At 67.9% G+C, this 14,935-nt stretch carries 12 protein-coding genes; 1 reads left to right on the top strand and 11 read right to left on the bottom strand.

Annotation, left to right across the window (positions count from 1 at the left end; all coding sequences use genetic code 11):
- Position 1: 1 nt before the first annotated feature.
- The 11 genes from HCC78_RS05915 to HCC78_RS05865 form a co-directional block, all read right to left on the bottom strand.
- Positions 2-1,063, bottom strand: coding sequence for a TRAP transporter substrate-binding protein (locus HCC78_RS05915; RefSeq protein ID WP_172327821.1), 1,062 nt, complete (start codon positions 1,061-1,063; stop codon positions 2-4).
- Positions 1,064-1,101: 38 nt separating this feature from the next.
- Positions 1,102-2,721, bottom strand: a complete 1,620-nt coding sequence (locus HCC78_RS05910) for a TRAP transporter large permease subunit (RefSeq protein ID WP_172327820.1) — start codon at positions 2,719-2,721, stop codon at positions 1,102-1,104.
- On the bottom strand, positions 2,714-3,190 hold the full coding sequence (locus HCC78_RS05905) for a TRAP transporter small permease subunit (protein ID WP_172327819.1): 477 nt from the start codon (positions 3,188-3,190) through the stop codon (positions 2,714-2,716). The genes HCC78_RS05910 and HCC78_RS05905 overlap by 8 nt, the downstream gene beginning before the upstream one ends.
- Before the next feature lie 91 nt (positions 3,191-3,281).
- On the bottom strand, positions 3,282-4,574 hold the full coding sequence (locus tag HCC78_RS05900) for a cytochrome-c peroxidase (RefSeq protein WP_172327818.1): 1,293 nt from the start codon (positions 4,572-4,574) through the stop codon (positions 3,282-3,284).
- A complete protein-coding gene (xylA, locus tag HCC78_RS05895; protein ID WP_172327817.1) occupies positions 4,553-5,860 on the bottom strand; it encodes a xylose isomerase in 1,308 nt (435 codons plus the stop codon). The genes HCC78_RS05900 and xylA overlap by 22 nt, the downstream gene beginning before the upstream one ends.
- On the bottom strand, positions 5,857-7,305 hold the full coding sequence (gene xylB / locus HCC78_RS05890) for a xylulokinase (RefSeq protein ID WP_172327816.1): 1,449 nt from the start codon (positions 7,303-7,305) through the stop codon (positions 5,857-5,859). Before xylB ends, xylA begins: the two co-directional genes overlap by 4 nt.
- Positions 7,306-7,404: 99 nt before the next feature.
- Positions 7,405-8,541 carry an iron-containing alcohol dehydrogenase gene (locus HCC78_RS05885; protein ID WP_371743784.1) on the bottom strand — a complete coding sequence of 379 codons (1,137 nt, stop codon included), beginning with the start codon at positions 8,539-8,541 and terminating at the stop codon, positions 7,405-7,407.
- Positions 8,541-10,028: a glycerol kinase GlpK gene (gene glpK, locus HCC78_RS05880; RefSeq protein WP_172327814.1), complete on the bottom strand. Its 1,488-nt coding sequence runs from the start codon at positions 10,026-10,028 to the stop codon at positions 8,541-8,543. The genes HCC78_RS05885 and glpK overlap by 1 nt, the downstream gene beginning before the upstream one ends.
- A gap of 209 nt (positions 10,029-10,237) precedes the next feature.
- A complete protein-coding gene (locus HCC78_RS05875) occupies positions 10,238-11,332 on the bottom strand; it encodes a site-specific DNA-methyltransferase (protein ID WP_172327813.1) in 1,095 nt (364 codons plus the stop codon).
- A gap of 113 nt (positions 11,333-11,445) precedes the next feature.
- The gene (locus HCC78_RS05870) at positions 11,446-12,096 is read right to left on the bottom strand and encodes a ribonuclease HII (protein WP_172327812.1); all 651 of its coding nucleotides are present in this window, start codon (positions 12,094-12,096) and stop codon (positions 11,446-11,448) included.
- A gap of 182 nt (positions 12,097-12,278) precedes the next feature.
- Positions 12,279-13,958 (bottom strand): acyl-CoA dehydrogenase family protein, encoded by a 1,680-nt coding sequence (locus HCC78_RS05865; protein WP_172327811.1) that lies wholly within the window; start codon positions 13,956-13,958, stop codon positions 12,279-12,281.
- Between the two features lie 162 nt (positions 13,959-14,120).
- Between HCC78_RS05865 and HCC78_RS05860 the strand changes: the two genes are divergently transcribed.
- Positions 14,121-14,897, top strand: a complete 777-nt coding sequence (locus HCC78_RS05860; RefSeq protein WP_172327810.1) for a sulfite exporter TauE/SafE family protein — start codon at positions 14,121-14,123, stop codon at positions 14,895-14,897.
- The last annotated feature ends 38 nt before the right edge of the window (positions 14,898-14,935 follow it).

Genomic DNA, 14,935 nt, shown 5'->3' with positions numbered 1-14,935 from the left:
ATCAGCGCTGCATCATCGACGGCGCGTTGAAGGCTTTGGAATAGGGGATCGCGACATCGAGGAAGGCGTAGTAGCTTTCCATGCATTTCGCGAAATCCGGGTTGGAAGCGGCCTGCTCGTCCATGACTTCCTTCACCGCGCCCCGCAGCGCATCCAGAACTTCCGGCGGGAAGGTCTTGAACTCGACCCCGGCATCCTGGAGCTGCTTGAAGGCGATGGCATTGTAGTACTCGAACTGGCCGATGTTCTGCGACAGCGCGCCATCTGCGGCAGAGCGCAGGATCGCCTGCAGGTCGGGGGTGAGGCTGTCCCAGGCATCCTTGTTGACGATCACTTCCAGGCCGGCGCCCGGCTCGTGGAAGGCCGGCGCGTAGCAGATGTTCGCGACCTTGTTCAGGCCGAAGGCCTGGTCGAGCATCGGGCCGACCCATTCGGCCGCGTCGATCGCGCCCGACTGGAAGGCCGGGAAGATCTCGGTCGGCGGCATCAGCACCGCGTTCACGCCGAGCTTGCGCATCGCTTCGCCGCCCAACCCGGCAATCCGCATGTTCAGGCCCGACAGGTCGGCAACCGTGTTGATTTCCTTCTTGAACCAGCCCGCCGCCTGCACGGTGGAGTTGCCGGAATAGAGCGGCATCAGATTCCGCTGGGCGTAGATTTCCTCGAACAGCTGCTGGCCGCCGCCGTAGTTCATCCAGCCCGACATCTCGCCTGCGGTCATGCCGAAGGGGATGGTGGTGAAGAAATGCAGCGCCGAGTTCTTGCCGGCGTTGTAGTAGGGCGTGGAATGGCCGATTTCGGCCGTGCCCTGCTGCACCGCGTCTTCGACCGCGAAGGCCGGGACCAGCTCGCCGGCCGAGAACAGCTTCAGCTTCAGCTTGCCTTCGGCCATGGCGTTGACGCGCTCGACGAAGTTCACGGCATTGGTGCCCACGCCCGGCGCCTGGGCCGGGAAGGAGGTCGGGCATTTCCACTCGATCACGCCCGCAGCGATGGCGGGGGCGGCAAGTGCTGCGGCCGGGGCGGCGACGGCCCCGGTCTTCAGGAAGTCACGGCGTTTCATCTCTTCTCTCCCTCCGGGGCCTCGGCCCCATCTTCATGTCAGCCAAACAGCATATCAGGCAGCCAGGTCGCAAGATCCGGCCACAGGAAAACGATCGCCAGGGTCACCAGCTGGATCAGCACGAAGGGGATCACCGAGCGGTAGATCGTCCCGGTCGTGATGTCGGGCGGCGCCACCGAGCGGTAGTAGAACAGCGCGAAGCCGAAGGGCGGCGTCAGGAACGAGGTCTGCAGGTTCAGCGCGATCAGCACCGCGAACCAGACCGGGTCGACGTCCTGCAGGATGATCGGGCCGACCAGCGGCACGACGATGAACACGATCTCGACGAATTCCAGAACGAAGCCCATGACGAAGATGATCGCCAGCGTGATCAGCAGCATGGTGCGGTGGTCGCCCGGCAGCCCGGTCAGCATCTCGTGCACCCAGACATCGCCCTCGAAGCCGCGGAAGACCAGCGACAGCATCGAAGCGGCGAGGATGATGCCGAAGATCATCGCCGAGACCTTCACGGTTTCGTACAGCGCCGCGGCCATCACGCCCGCGCGCCACAGCGCGATCACCGCGATGGCGAGGCCCAGCACCAGCAGCCCGGTCAGCGCCAGCGCCAGCAGCGCGCCGCCCGTCAGGGCGACATCGGCGGAGCTCAGATCGACCCGGCCGACGCCGGCGAGGCGCAGCGCGACCAGGCCGAAGGCGACCGCGGCGGTCAGCGACATGGCGATGCGCAGCCAGGCCGGGGTCAGCCGCGCGGTCAGCGCCTCTTCGGGCACGACGCCGGGCAGGACTTCTTCGCCGCCGGCCGCACGGACCCGCGCGGCGGTGATCAGGATGGTGCCCGCGACGCCGATCGCCGCCGCCTCGGTCGGCGTGGCGACACCGGCAAGGACCGAGCCCAGCACAGAGAGGATCAGCAGGATCGGCGGCACGATCTCGCGAAGAACGTCTCCGAGGCTTGATTTCGGCAGGGCTTCCGCACTGGCCGGGGCCTCGTGCTTCCAGAGGAGACCGACGACATAGATCCCGTAGAGCCCGACCAGCAGCAGGCCGGGGATCAGCGCGCCGGCGAAAAGGTCGCCCACGGTGACGGCATCCGGCGCGAAATTGCCGGCCCGCTGCTGGGCGTCGAGATAGGCATTCGCCACCTGGTCGCCGAGCAGGATCAGAACGATCGAGGGCGGAATGATCTGGCCCAGAGTGCCGGCCGCGCAGATCAGGCCGCTCGCCGTTCCGTCCGGAACGCCGACGCGGCGCATGGCCGGCAGCGAGATCAGGCCGAGCATGACGATGGTCGCGCCGATGATGCCGGTGGAGGCCGCGATCAGCGTGGAAATCAGCAGGACGGCCGCGACCAGCGCCCGCGGCGAGCCGCCCAGCAGGCGGCCCACCTGCATCAGCATGCGCTCGGCAACCCGGGATTTCTCCAGCAGGATGCCCATCAGCACGAAGAGCGGCACCGCCAGCAGCAGCGAGTTCGACATCACGCCGAAGGCGCGCTGCGGATAGGCCTTGAGATAGCTCAGGTCGAAGCCGCCGAACGGCGCGGCGATGAAGGCCAGCAGGACCGGAACGCCGGCCAGGACCAGCATCACCGGGATGCCCGACAGGATGCCGCCCAGAAGCGAGAGGCCGAAGACGATCAGCCAGGCGTGCTCAATCATGGCGCACCGCCAGGGCCGCGAGGCCTTGCAGGATCATCAGCACGCAGGCCACGGGCAGCATGGTCTTGACGATGAAGAAGCCGGGCAGCCCGCCGGTCTCCTTGGAGCCTTCCATGATCGACCAGCTGAAGGCCACGTCCGGCCAGACCCACCACAGCGTCAGCCCGAAGAAGGGCAGCAGCAGCGCGAGGATCCCCGCGATGTCGAAGCGGCGCTGCCACAGGGGCGACTGGCCCGCGCGGAACACGTCGACCCGGACATGGCCGTCCTCGGCGAAGGCGACCGGCAGTCCCAGCACGACGAGCGCGGCAAAGGAATAGGCGACGGCATCCTGCAGCTCGATGAAGCCGATGCCGAAGACATAGCGGAGGATCACCACCGCAAGCTGTCCCAGCACGATCAGTATCAGCAGGCCCTGGCAGAGCAGCCCGGTCACCCGGTGCAGGCTCAGGGCAATCCGGTTCACCATCTCGCCATTCCTCGTGAAGTCATGGCGCCTCCTGCCCAAAATGCCGCGGATCCGCAAGGCTGACCCGCCGTTCCGCGCAATTTCCTGTCTTTCAGCGTGGCACGGGGAGCCCGCTGGGCACTGCATCGGGGACGCCGAGCCGCCCGTCCAGCGAGGCCGGGTCGGTCAGGCTGCCGAGGAAGGCGAGGATCTGCGCGACCTCCGCATCGGCGAGCGTGACCGGCTGCAGCTCGTTCGCCGCGGCGATCCGGTCCAGTTCCGGCGGGTCGGCCAGCACCATGTGGTCGCGTGCGCCCGGCAGGTGCGGCAGCCGGGCCTGCGACAGGTCATAGCGCGCAAGCGCGGCCACGGGGTCCAGGTGGTGGCGCACGACGGCCTCCAGCGAGGCGTAGGCGCCGTCATGGCCGTAGGGCGCGGTTTGGGCCACGTTGCGCAAGCTTGGCGTGCGGAAGCGGTAGGCGTCCTCCGCCGCCCCGGTCACCCGCTGGCGGCCCTCGTCGCGGAAGCCGGTCTCGAACCGCGCTGCCTTGCCCGGCCCGATCTGCGGCATGGCGATGGCGTGGAACGCCTGATCCGTCTGGAAGCGCCCGGAATGGCATGCGCTGCAGCCCGCCTTGCCGTGGAACAGCTGCCGGCCCGCCTCGGCCTCCGGCGGCAGGGGCGCGCCCGCGAGGAACCGGTCATAGGGGCTGTCATCCGCCCGCCACTCCACGGCGATGAAGGCGGCAAGCGCATTGGCGATGTCGGTGAAGTCCAGCGGATCGTCGCCGAGGACCGCAAAGCCGTCGCGATAGGCCGGGATCGCCGCAACCCGCGCCGTGATCCGCGCCCAGGCGCCGTCATCGCCGGTCAGCAGTCCCTGGCGCACCGCCTTCGACACCTCGTTCTCGCCGTAATGGCCCGACATCTCGTCCTGGCTGAGCACCGGGAACATGGTCTGCGCCGCCAGAACGCCGTCGAACCCCGCCACCATCTCGCTGCCCAGGGGCGTGCGGATGCCGCCGGGCTGGCCTGCGTCCTCCTCCAGCCGTCCGTCATGGAACATCACCCGGAACTCGGGATAGCCGAGGTTGAACAGCGCCGTCGCGTTCCGCGGCACGCGCCGCTCGGGCAGGTTCTCCCGGTCGGGATGCCGCTCCGGACCCAGCCCGATGCCGCCGTCGCCGATCCCGAGGCTGACCCCGTCCGACGTGCCGAAGCGCGGATGGTGGCAGGTCGCACAGGCCACCTCGCGGTTGCCCGACAGGACGGGATCGTAGAACAGGAGCTGGCCGAGCTTCACCTCCGCCGGGCCGAATTCGGGGAAGCCCTCCCCGGCGACCGCCGGGAAGGCAAGAATTGCAGCGCCGAGCGCCGCAGGGATCAGACGAAACGGTTGACCCAATTCTCCAGGATCTCCTGCTGGCCGGATCTGGGCTGCGGATCGCAGCCGCGGTCCAGCGCCGCCGCCGCGATCTGATCGAGCGGCTGGGACAGCATCGCCTGCGCCACCGGGTCCTTCCAGCCCGCGTAGCGCCCGGCAATCGCCGCCTCCAGCCCGCCGTCCTGCAGCATCGCCGCTGCCGCCTTCAGCCCGCGCGCGCAGACATCCATGCCGCCGACATGCGACGCTATCAGGTCCTGCGGATCGAGCGACTGGCGCCGGATGCGCGCGTCGAAATTGGTGCCGCCGGTGCCCAGCCCGCCCGCACGCAGGATGATGTAATAGGCCAGCGCCACCTCGGGCACGTTATTGGGGAACTGGTCGGTGTCCCAGCCCGACTGGTAGTCGTTGCGGTTCATGTCGATGGAGCCCAGCATCCCCTCGGCCGCCGCGACGGCGAGTTCGTGCTCGAAACTGTGCCCGGCCAGGATCGCGTGCCCCTGCTCCAGGTTCAGCTTGACCTCGTTCTCCAGCCCGTACTTGCGCAGGAACCCGATGCAGGTCGCCGCGTCGAAATCGTACTGGTGCTTCGACGGCTCCTGCGGCTTCGGCTCGACCAGGATGGTGCCCTTGAAGCCGATCTTGTGCTTGTACTCGACCACCTTCGACAGGAAGGCGCCCATATGGTCCAGCTCCTGGCCCAGATCGGTGTTCAGCAGCGTCTCGTAGCCTTCGCGACCGCCCCAGAGCACGTAGTTCTCGCCGCCCAGCCGGTGGGTCGCGTCCATCGCCGCCTTCACCGTGGCGGCGGCATAGGCGAAGACCTCCGGGTCCGGGTTGGTCGAAGCGCCCGCCATCCAGCGCCGCGCCGAGAACATGTTGGCCGTGCCCCAGAGCAGCTTTGTCCCGGTCTCCTCCATCTTCGCGGCGAAGATGTCGGTGATCCGCTCGAGATTGGCGATCGACGCGGCAAGGGTGGCACCCTCGGGGCGGACATCGGCATCGTGGAAGCAGAAATAGGGCTGGCCGAGGATGCGGAACATCTCGAACGCCGCCTCTGCCTTGGCTTCGGCATGGGCCATGTCGCCCGCCGACTGCCAGGGGCGCAGGAAGGTCGGACCGCCGAACGGGTCGCCGCCCTCGTAGGCCAGGCTGTGCCAGTAGGCGACAGCGAAGCGCAGGTGGTCCTCCATTCGCTTGCCCAGGACGATCTCGTCGGGATTGTAGTGCCGGAAGGCCAGCGGATCGGCGGTGCCGGCGCCCTCGTAGCGCACCGGCTCCAGCCCGGCGAAGAAGTCCTTGGTCATTTCAGCACCTTCAGGCTGGGATAGAGGTCGCGCCAGGCGGCATAGGCATCGTCATAGGCGGGGACCAGGCCGGCACGCGGCTGCACGGTCTCGCCGATGTCCGGGCGGGTCATCACCGCATCGGGGTCGGCGCCGGTCACGCCGCAGATCGCCAGCCGCGCCGCGCCGAGCGCTGCGCCGAACTCGCCCTTCGCGGGCAGGTCGAGCGGCTGGTTCAGCACCGTGGCCAGCAGATCCACCCAGTAGCGCGAGCGCGTGCCGCCGCCGATCGCCAGGCACTGGTCCAGCGCCGTGCCGGTCGCCATCAGCGCCTGCTGGCAGTCGCGCAGCGCGAAGCTGACGCCCTCGATCACCGCGCGGGCGAGGTCCTGCGGCCCGTCGGCGATGTCGAGCCCGGTAAAGCCCGCGCGGATCGCGCTGTCATTGTGCGGGGTGCGCTCGCCCGAGAGATAGGGCGCGAAGCGGACCCGGCCGGGGGCTTCGAGCGGGCCGAGACCGGCCAGAAGCTCGGCAGGTCCCTTGCCGGTGATGCGCGACAGCCAGTTGAGGCTGTCGGTGGCCGCAAGGATCACGCCCATCTGGTACCAGCGCCCGGGAACCGCATGGCAGAAGCTGTGGACCGCCGACCCCGGATCGGCACCGAAATCGTCGCGCGCCGCCAGCAGAACGCCCGAGGTGCCGAGCGAGACGAAGCCCTGCCCTGCCTTCAGCGCGCCGACCCCGCAGGCCGAAACCGCGTTGTCCGCGCCGCCCGCCACGACCTGCACGCCCGCGGGCAGGCCCAGCTCCGCGGCAAGCTCCGGGCGCAGGGTGCCGACCACCTCCGAGCCCTCGACGAGGTCCGGCATCTGGTCCGGCCGCATGCCGGTGGCCTCCAGCGCGGCCTCCGACCAGCGGCGGCCCGCCACGTCGAGCCAGGAGGTCCCGGCCGCATCCGACATGTCGGTCACGCGCCGCCCGGTCATCCAGTAGAGCAGGTAGTCCTTCGGCAGCATCGCCGTCGCGACCTTCGCGAAGGTCCCGGGCTCGTGATTGCGCACCCAGGCCAGCTTCGGCGCGGTGAAGCCCGGAAAGACCACATTTGCCGAGGCCTCGCGCATCACCGGCATCGCGTCGAGCGCGGCGGCCTCCAGATGCGAGCGCGTGTCGTTCCACAGGATGCAGGGCCGCAGCACGTCTCCGGACGCGCCGAGCAGGACCGCGCCGTGCATGTGGCCGGAAAAGCCGATGCCCTCGAGCGCGGCCAGTTCGGCGGGATGCGCGGACCGGAGTTCCGCCAGCGCCGTCCGGATGGCGGCGATCCAGTCCTGCGGATCCTGCTCGCTCCATCCCGGATGGGGATGGGCGACGCTGCAGGCGCCCTCGGCCGAGCCGATGACCCGCTGCGCCGCGTCCACGAGCAGCAGCCGCGCCCCGGACGTGCCGAGGTCGATTCCGAGATACACGCGATGTCCTCCCTTCGCGGGCCCCTCTCGGAGCCGCTCTCCTCACCGGACAGGACCACGCTTTATTTCGGCTGTCAAATTATATCTTGCCCCGGCAGGTCACAGCGCCATGCCGAGGATCGTCTCCAGCTGGTCCTGGCTCAGCTCCACCGGATTGCCCTTCATCGAGGACGATCCCCGCGCCGCCTCGGCCACCATCGGGATGTCGGCGGGGTCGAGCCCCATTCCGCCAAGCCGCGGCAGGCCCTGGTCCGTGACCCACTGGTCCAGGTTGGCGCCGGTCAGGCCGAGCTTCAGCCGTTCGCCGATCCAGCGCGCCACCCGGTCGATGCGGATATCGGCCGGATCCGGCAGGCCGACGCGCATGTGGACGGACAGGACCGGCTGCAGGAGGCGCCCGCAGATAGCGCCATGCGGCGCGCCGGTGACCCCGCCGAGCGGGCCGGCGAGGCCATGCACGGCGCCCAGCCCGGCATTGGCCAGCGCGATGCCCCCTGCCAGAGAGGTCCAGGCCAGCGCGTCCCGCGCCCCGGGCTCCTCGCGGTCCATCAGCGTCGCCAGCGCAGACAGCCCGGCCGGGATCGCTTTCTCGCAGAGCGCATCCGTGACGATGCTGGCCTTCGGACTGAGATAGGGCTCGATTACCTGCACCACGGCATCCAGGCCCGAGGCCAGCGTCACCGATTTCGGGCAGCCGTCGGTCAGGGACGGATCGACGATGGCCAGCCGCGCCAGCATCCGGTCGTCGCGCAGCGACACCTTGCGGCGGTGATCCGGCACGCCGATCACGGCGTTCTTGGTCACTTCCGCGCCGGTGCCGGCCGTTGTCGGGATGGCCACGAAGGGCAGGAGCGGGCCGGCCAGCTTGCGCCCCGTGCCGACGACTTCCAGATATTCCGCCGCCGGATGGGCCTCGCCCGCAAGCGCGGCAACCGCCTTGCCGAGGTCGAGCGCCGCGCCGCCGCCGCAGGCGACCACGGCGCCTGCCCCGAAGTCCCGCGCCGCGGCCACGGCAGCCTCCAGCATTTCCAGATCCGGCTCTCCGGCGGCGGGCAGTCCCAGCACCTCGGCGCCCTCGCGGCGCAGCCCGTCCAGCAGCCAGCCGGCCCGATGCGCGTCGCGGCCGTGGATCACGAGGATGCGGTCGGCCAGCGCCGCGATCTCCGGCACGGCTTCGGCCGCCTTGCCGCGGCCGAAGCGGATGTCCCCCGGCAGGCGCAGCCCGAAGGGCGCGATCATGCCGCCTGCACCGCGGCGATGGCGCGCTTCCACGCCCCGTATTTTGCCTCGCGCATCTCCGGCTTCATCGCGGGCTCGAAGCGGCGTTCCAGCGCCCAGCCCTTGGCGAATTCCTCCTGGCCCGGATAGATGCCGGCCTTCATCCCTGCCAGCCAGGCGACGCCGAGCGCGGTGGTCTCGGTCACTTCCGGACGGTCGACCGGCGCGTCGAGGATGTCGGCGAGGAACTGCAGCGTCCAGTCGCTGACCACCATTCCGCCATCGACGCGCAGCACCGGGTCGGTTTCCTTCGCCGGCAGGTCGGCATGCATTGCCTCCAGCAGGTCGCGGGTCTGGTAGCCGACGCTTTCCAGCGCCGCGCGGGCGAATTCCGCTGGACCCGAATTGCGCGTCAGGCCGAAGACCGCGCCGCGAACGTCAGGGTTCCAGTAGGGCGCGCCGAGCCCGGTGAAGGCCGGGACCAGGACCAGGGACTGGTGCGGATCGGACTGTTCGGCCAGGGCCTGGCTCTGGCCGGCGCTGTCGATGATCTTCAGCCCGTCGCGCAGCCATTGCACCACCGCGCCGGCGACGAAGATCGAGCCCTCGAGCGCATAGGTCGGCTTGCCGTCGAACTGGTACGCGATGGTGGTCAGCAGGCGGTGGGCGGACTGCACCGGCTCGGAGCCGGTGTTCAGGAGCGCGAAGCAGCCGGTGCCGTAGGTCGATTTCAGCATTCCCGGCTCGAAGCAGGCCTGGCCGATCGTCGCCGCCTGCTGGTCGCCCGCGACGCCGAGGATCGGCACGGCGGCACCGAAGACCTCCGGATCGGTGGTGCCGAACTCGGCCGCGCTGTCCAGGACCTCGGGCAGCATGTTCATCGGAATGCGCAGGAGTTCGCAGAGCGAGGTGGACCAGCGGCCCTTGTGGATGTCGTAGAGCATCGTCCGGCAGGCATTGGTCGCGTCGGTGACATGGGCCCGGCCGCCGGTGAGCTTCCAGATCAGGAAGGTGTCGACCGTGCCGAAAAGCAGCTTGCCCGCCTCCGCTTTCTCCCGCGCGCCATCCACGTTGTCGAGGATCCAGGCCAGCTTCGTCGAAGAGAAATAGGGGTCGAGCAGCAGCCCGGTCTTCTCGGTGACCAGCGCTTCGTGCCCCGCCTCGTGCAGCTCGTGGCACCATTTCGCCGTGCGGCGGTCCTGCCAGACGATGGCGTTGCAGACCGCCTCGCCGGTCTCGCGGTCCCAGACGACGACAGTTTCGCGCTGGTTGGTGATGCCGATCGCCGTGACCTCGCCCGCGCCGATGCCGGCTTTCTCCAGCGCCCCGGCACAGGTCGAACGCACCGTCGCCCAGATATCCGCCGGATCGTGCTCCACCCAGCCGTTGTCAGGATAGTGCTGGGCGAATTCCTCCTGCGCCATGGCCCCGGGCGCCATGGCCGCGTCAAACAGGATGGCGCGGGTGGAGGTGGTGCCCTGGTCGATGGCGAGGATATGGGTCATGTCGGCTCTTCCGCTTCCGGTTGCTTCCTGCCGGTAAATTGGTCGACCAATTCGAAACTGGCAAGGGGTTCCGGGGATTTCCCCAGTCGGCCCGTCCGGGACACGGAAAAAAAATGGCGGAGGCCGGAGCCCCCGCCAGTCACAGGCGATGGTGCGCGCCCCTTTGCGGAGTCGCGTCTGTCCCTCGTTTTTCTTGGAATATCTGCCTGTTACTTCATTTCGGCACGGATCTGCTGGCGCAGCACGTCGATCGGGACCATGACCCCGTCGCGCTTGTAGCTCCAGTAGGTCCAGCCGTTGCAGGAGGGCGCGCCTTCGAGCGCGGCGCCGACCTGATGGATGGAGCCCTTGCAGTCCGAGGCGATCAGCGTGCCGTCCGCCCGGACCTTCGCGGTCTTGTTGCGCGGGCTGAACAGGACCTCTCCCGGCTCCAGCATGCCGCGCTCGACCAGCTGGCCGAAGGGCACGCGCGGCTCGGCCCGCTTTCCCTTGGTGACTTCCAGCGCCTCGCTGGTCGCCTTGCGCACCTTGGCGATCCGCTTGCGGGCCACCTCGGCATAGGCCTCCTCGCGGTCGATGCCGATGAAGTCCCGGCCCAGCCGCTTGGCCACGGCGCCGGTCGTGCCGGTGCCGAAGAACGGGTCGAGCACAACGTCGCCGGGATTGGTCGTCGCGACCAGCACCCTGTGGAGAAGGGCCTCGGGCTTCTGGGTCGGATGGGCCTTGTTGCCCTCCTCGTCCTTCAGCCGCTCGTGGCCGGTGCAGATCGGGATCACCCAGTCCGAGCGCATCTGCACGTCGTCGTTCATGGCCTTCACGGCCTCGTAGTTGAACGTGTATTTCGAGCTTTCCGATTTCGACGCCCAGATCAGGGTCTCATGCGCGTTGGTCAGCCGCTTGCCGCGGAAGTTCGGCATCGGGTTCGACTTGCGCCACACCACGTCGTTGAGGATCCAGAAGCCCTGGTCCTGCAGCGCCGCGCCGACGCGGAAGATGTTGTGGTAGCTGCCGATCACCCAGATCGCGCCGTTCGGCTTCAGGATGCGGCGCGCGGCCTCCATCCAGGCATGGGTGAAGCGGTCATAGGCGGCGAAGGTGGCAAACTGGTCCCAGTGGTCGTCCACGGCATCGACCTTGGAATTGTCGGGCCGGTGGAGATCCCCGCGAAGCTGCAGGTTGTAGGGCGGATCTGCGAAGATCAGGTCCACGGAGGCCTCGGGCATCCGGTTCATGATCTCGACGCAATCACCCAACAGGATCTCGTTGAGCGGCAGCGGCGTGCCCTCAGTCTTGGTTCTTTTCATTGTTCGATCTGCCTCGCGGACGCGCGGTTATCCACGCTGTTATTGTGGATAACATGAGTCAGACACGAGTCGCAGTCAATTTCTTTTCCGCTTCAATGCGTTAGGGCCGATCTCTATTCTGTGTCACCGCACAATATCTTGTGGACCGGGGCGAAGGATCTGCGGTGATGTGGTGTTATCCCCAGTGACTTCAGCGCAACAACATGCGCCTTGGTGGGATAACCCGCGTTCCTCTCCCAGCCGTAGCCGGGACATTCGGCGGCAAGTTCCGCCATGATCCGGTCGCGGGCGACTTTCGCGACGATGGACGCGGCCGCAACGGACAGCGATTTGGCGTCGCCCTTGACCAGCGGCGCCGCCGGGCACGGCATCCCTGGCGGCATCTTGTTGCCGTCGATCAGCAGATGGTCCGGGACCTGCGAAAGCCCCGCCACGGCGCGCCGCATCGCCAGGAAAGTGGCCTGCAAGATGTTGATTTCATCGATTTCCCCGACGCTGGCATGGGCAATGCAGACATCCGCCGTGGCGAGAATTTCTTCGGCCAGTGCCGCGCGCTGCACCGGCTTCAGCGCCTTCGAATCGTTCAGCCCGGCCGGCACCCGCGCCGGATCGAGCCGAACCGCCGCCGCCGTGACCGGGCCGGCCAGCGGACCGCGCCCGACTTCGTCGATTCCCGCGATGCGGACGAGCCGCGGGTCGCCGCAGAGCTGCCGCTCGGGATCGAAGCTGGGGACAAGTTTGGCAGGGCTGGCGAGTCTGGCCATGGCGGGTCCTTTCGTCGGGTCCCGCCGCCTCTACGCGATCCGCGCCGCGGACCAAAGCAGGTTGTGGATAAAAGGATGCCCCGACCGTTTCCGACCGGGGCGCGTGCTAGGCTCACGTGGTTGGCACGAGCGTGGCACGTTAAAGTTGTAGAACTAATTTCTCGATCTGTCGAGAAATTACCTCAGCCGAGCACCCGGCGCGCGATCACCTGCGCCTGGATTTCGCCGGCGCCTTCGAAGATGTTGAGGATCCGCGCATCGCAGAGCAGGCGGCTGATCTGGTATTCCAGCGCGAAGCCGTTGCCGCCATGGATCTGCAGCCCGTTGTCGGCGCAGGCCCAGGCCACGCGGGCCCCCAGCAGCTTGGCCATGCCGGCCTCCAGGTCGCAGCGGTGGCCGTGATCCTTCTCCCAGGCGGAGAAATAGGTCAGCTGCCGCGCGATCATGATTTCCACAGCCATCATGGCGAGCTTTCCGGCCACCCGCGGGAAGTCGATCAGCGACTTGCCGAACTGCTTGCGGTCGATGGCGTATTGCATCGAGACGTCCATGGCCGACTGCGCCACGCCGATGGCGCGGGCCGCGGTCTGGATGCGCGCGGATTCGAAGGTCTCCATCAACTGCTTGAAGCCCTGGCCCTCGACGCCGCCCAGCAGGTTCTCGCCCTTGACCTTGAACCCGTCGAAGCCGAGCTCGTATTCCTTCATGCCGCGATAGCCCAGCACCTCGATCTCGCCGCCGGTCATGCCGGGGGTCGGGAACGGATTCTCGTCGGTGCCCGGGGTCTTCTCGGCGATGAACATCGAGAGGCCCTTGTAGTTGTCGGTCGCCGGATCGGTGCGCGCAAGAAGCGTCATGATGTGGGTGCGCGCGGCGTGGGTGATCCAGGTCTTGTTGCCGGTCACCGTCCAGTCGCCGTCCTCGCCCTTCACCGCGCGGGTGCGCAGCGATCCGAGGTCGGAGCCGGTATTCGGCTCGGTGAAGACCGCCGTCGGCAGAGTCTCGCCCGAGGCAAGCTGCGGCAGCCACTTTTCCTTCTGTTCCTCGGTGCCGCCGCAGATGATCAGCTCCGCCGCAATTTCGGAGCGAGTGCCGAGGCTACCCACGCCGATATAGCCGCGCGACAGCTCCTCGGAGACGACGCACATCGAGGCCTTGGACAGGCCGAACCCGCCGTATTCTTCTGGGATCGTCAGGCCGAACACGCCCATCTCGGCCAGTTCCTCGATGATCTCCATCGGGATCAGCTCGTCCTTGAGGTGCCAGTCGTGGGCGTTGGGGATGACCTTGTCGAGCGCGTAGCGGCGGAACTGCTCGCGGATCATCTCCAGCTCTTCGTCGAGGCCGCAATTGCCCAGCGTGGTGTTCGCGGACTGCTCCTGCATCAGCTCGACCAGCCGGACGCGGGCCTGGGTGGTGTTGCCCCCGGCCATCAGTGCCTGGACGGCATCGGTGCCGAGCTCGGCCGTGTCGAGGCCGAGGTCGCGCAGGCGGAAGAACTCTGCCTGCCACATCGGGATGCCGCCTTCGATCTGCGAGAGGTACTCGCCGAAGCCGATCTGCAGGATCAGCTGCTCGATCTCGCCGAACTTGCCCTCTTCCTCGAGCCGGCCGGCCCAGGCGCGCATCTGGCGCAGAGCTTCGACATAGGTCGCCAGCCAGGCAAGCCCGTGGGCGGAGGACTGGTTGAGCTCGAGAAGCTTGCCGGAAATGCGGCCTTCATCGGTTACCTGCGCCTTCAGCGCATCCTTCGCCTTGGCCAGAACGGCTTCGGCAGGCGCGACCGCGGCGGCGGTCAGGCCGAGAAGATCGGGGAGGATCGTGGACACGTCCGCGGGCAGGCTCTGTCCGTCATGGGGCATCGTTCGGTTCCTTCGCTGTTCAGTCAGGGCCGTCTAAACATTTCGCAGTCGCAGCGCAAGATATTTTCAATTGTATAGGCCAAAAGGATATAAAATGTCGTACCCGTTTTGCGCTGCGGAGGGTGTCCGATCCGGATATGCCTGAGTCTGAAAGGACACTTCATGGATCTTACACTATTCTGGCCCACCGGTCCCGCCGGTCTGATTGCTGCAGTTGCAATCACCGTTCTGGCGGCCTTCGTGAAGGGCGCAACCGGTTTCGCGATGCCGATGATCATGATTTCGGGACTGGCGACCTTCCTGCCCGGCGAGTTCGCGCTGGCGCTGCTGATCGTGCCGACCCTGGTGACCAACGTGATCCAGGCCTTCGGCGGCGGGCTCGACCATGCGGTGGACGCGGCGAAGCGCTACTGGCGCTACATCGCCATCGTTCTGGTCTTCATCGCGGGCTCAGCGCAGTTGGTGTCGGTGCTGCCGCAGACGCTGCTGTTCCTGGCGCTGGGGACCGCGATCACCGGCTTCGCGCTGTGGCAGCTCAGCGGGCGGCGCCTGAGCGTGCCGCCGCACCTGAAGACCCGGATCGAGGTGGCCGTGGGCATGATCGCCGGGGTGATCGGCGGACTGTCCGGCGTCTGGGGGCCGCCCACCGTGGCCTACCTGTCGGCCAGCGGCGCCACCAAGAACGAATCCGTGCGGGTGCAGGGCGTGGTCTATTTCGCCGGTGCCTGCGTTCTGACGCTGGCTCACCTGCGCTCGGGCGTGCTGAACGCCCAGACCCTGCCGCTGAGCGCGGCCATGGTCGCGCCGGCCATGGTGGGCCTGGTCATCGGCATTCAGGCGCGCGGCAGGATGGACGAGCAGCTGTTCCGCCGCTGCACGCTGGTGGTGCTGATCCTCGCCGGTCTGAACCTGGTGCGCCGCGGGATTGCCGGACTCTAGAAACGGCGAAGGCCCCGGCAGTCAGCCGGGGCCTTGCT

Source organism: Mangrovicoccus sp. HB161399 (genome assembly GCF_013184745.1).
Classification (GTDB): domain Bacteria; phylum Pseudomonadota; class Alphaproteobacteria; order Rhodobacterales; family Rhodobacteraceae; genus Mangrovicoccus.
The sequence above is the reverse complement of the archived record's forward strand: the minus strand, read 5'-3'. Positions and strand labels throughout refer to the sequence as shown.

Coding starts and splice junctions, on each gene's coding strand:
- HCC78_RS05910 (WP_172327820.1), bottom strand. CDS start 2,721: ATGATTGAGCACGCCTGGCTGATCGTCTTCGGCCTCTCGCTTCTGGGC.
- xylA (WP_172327817.1), bottom strand. CDS start 5,860: ATGACCAAGGACTTCTTCGCCGGGCTGGAGCCGGTGCGCTACGAGGGC.
- HCC78_RS05865 (WP_172327811.1), bottom strand. CDS start 13,958: ATGCCCCATGACGGACAGAGCCTGCCCGCGGACGTGTCCACGATCCTC.
- HCC78_RS05870 (WP_172327812.1), bottom strand. CDS start 12,096: ATGGCCAGACTCGCCAGCCCTGCCAAACTTGTCCCCAGCTTCGATCCC.
- HCC78_RS05875 (WP_172327813.1), bottom strand. CDS start 11,332: ATGAAAAGAACCAAGACTGAGGGCACGCCGCTGCCGCTCAACGAGATC.
- HCC78_RS05915 (WP_172327821.1), bottom strand. CDS start 1,063: ATGAAACGCCGTGACTTCCTGAAGACCGGGGCCGTCGCCGCCCCGGCC.
- glpK (WP_172327814.1), bottom strand. CDS start 10,028: ATGACCCATATCCTCGCCATCGACCAGGGCACCACCTCCACCCGCGCC.
- HCC78_RS05860 (WP_172327810.1), top strand. CDS start 14,121: ATGGATCTTACACTATTCTGGCCCACCGGTCCCGCCGGTCTGATTGCT.
- HCC78_RS05905 (WP_172327819.1), bottom strand. CDS start 3,190: ATGGTGAACCGGATTGCCCTGAGCCTGCACCGGGTGACCGGGCTGCTC.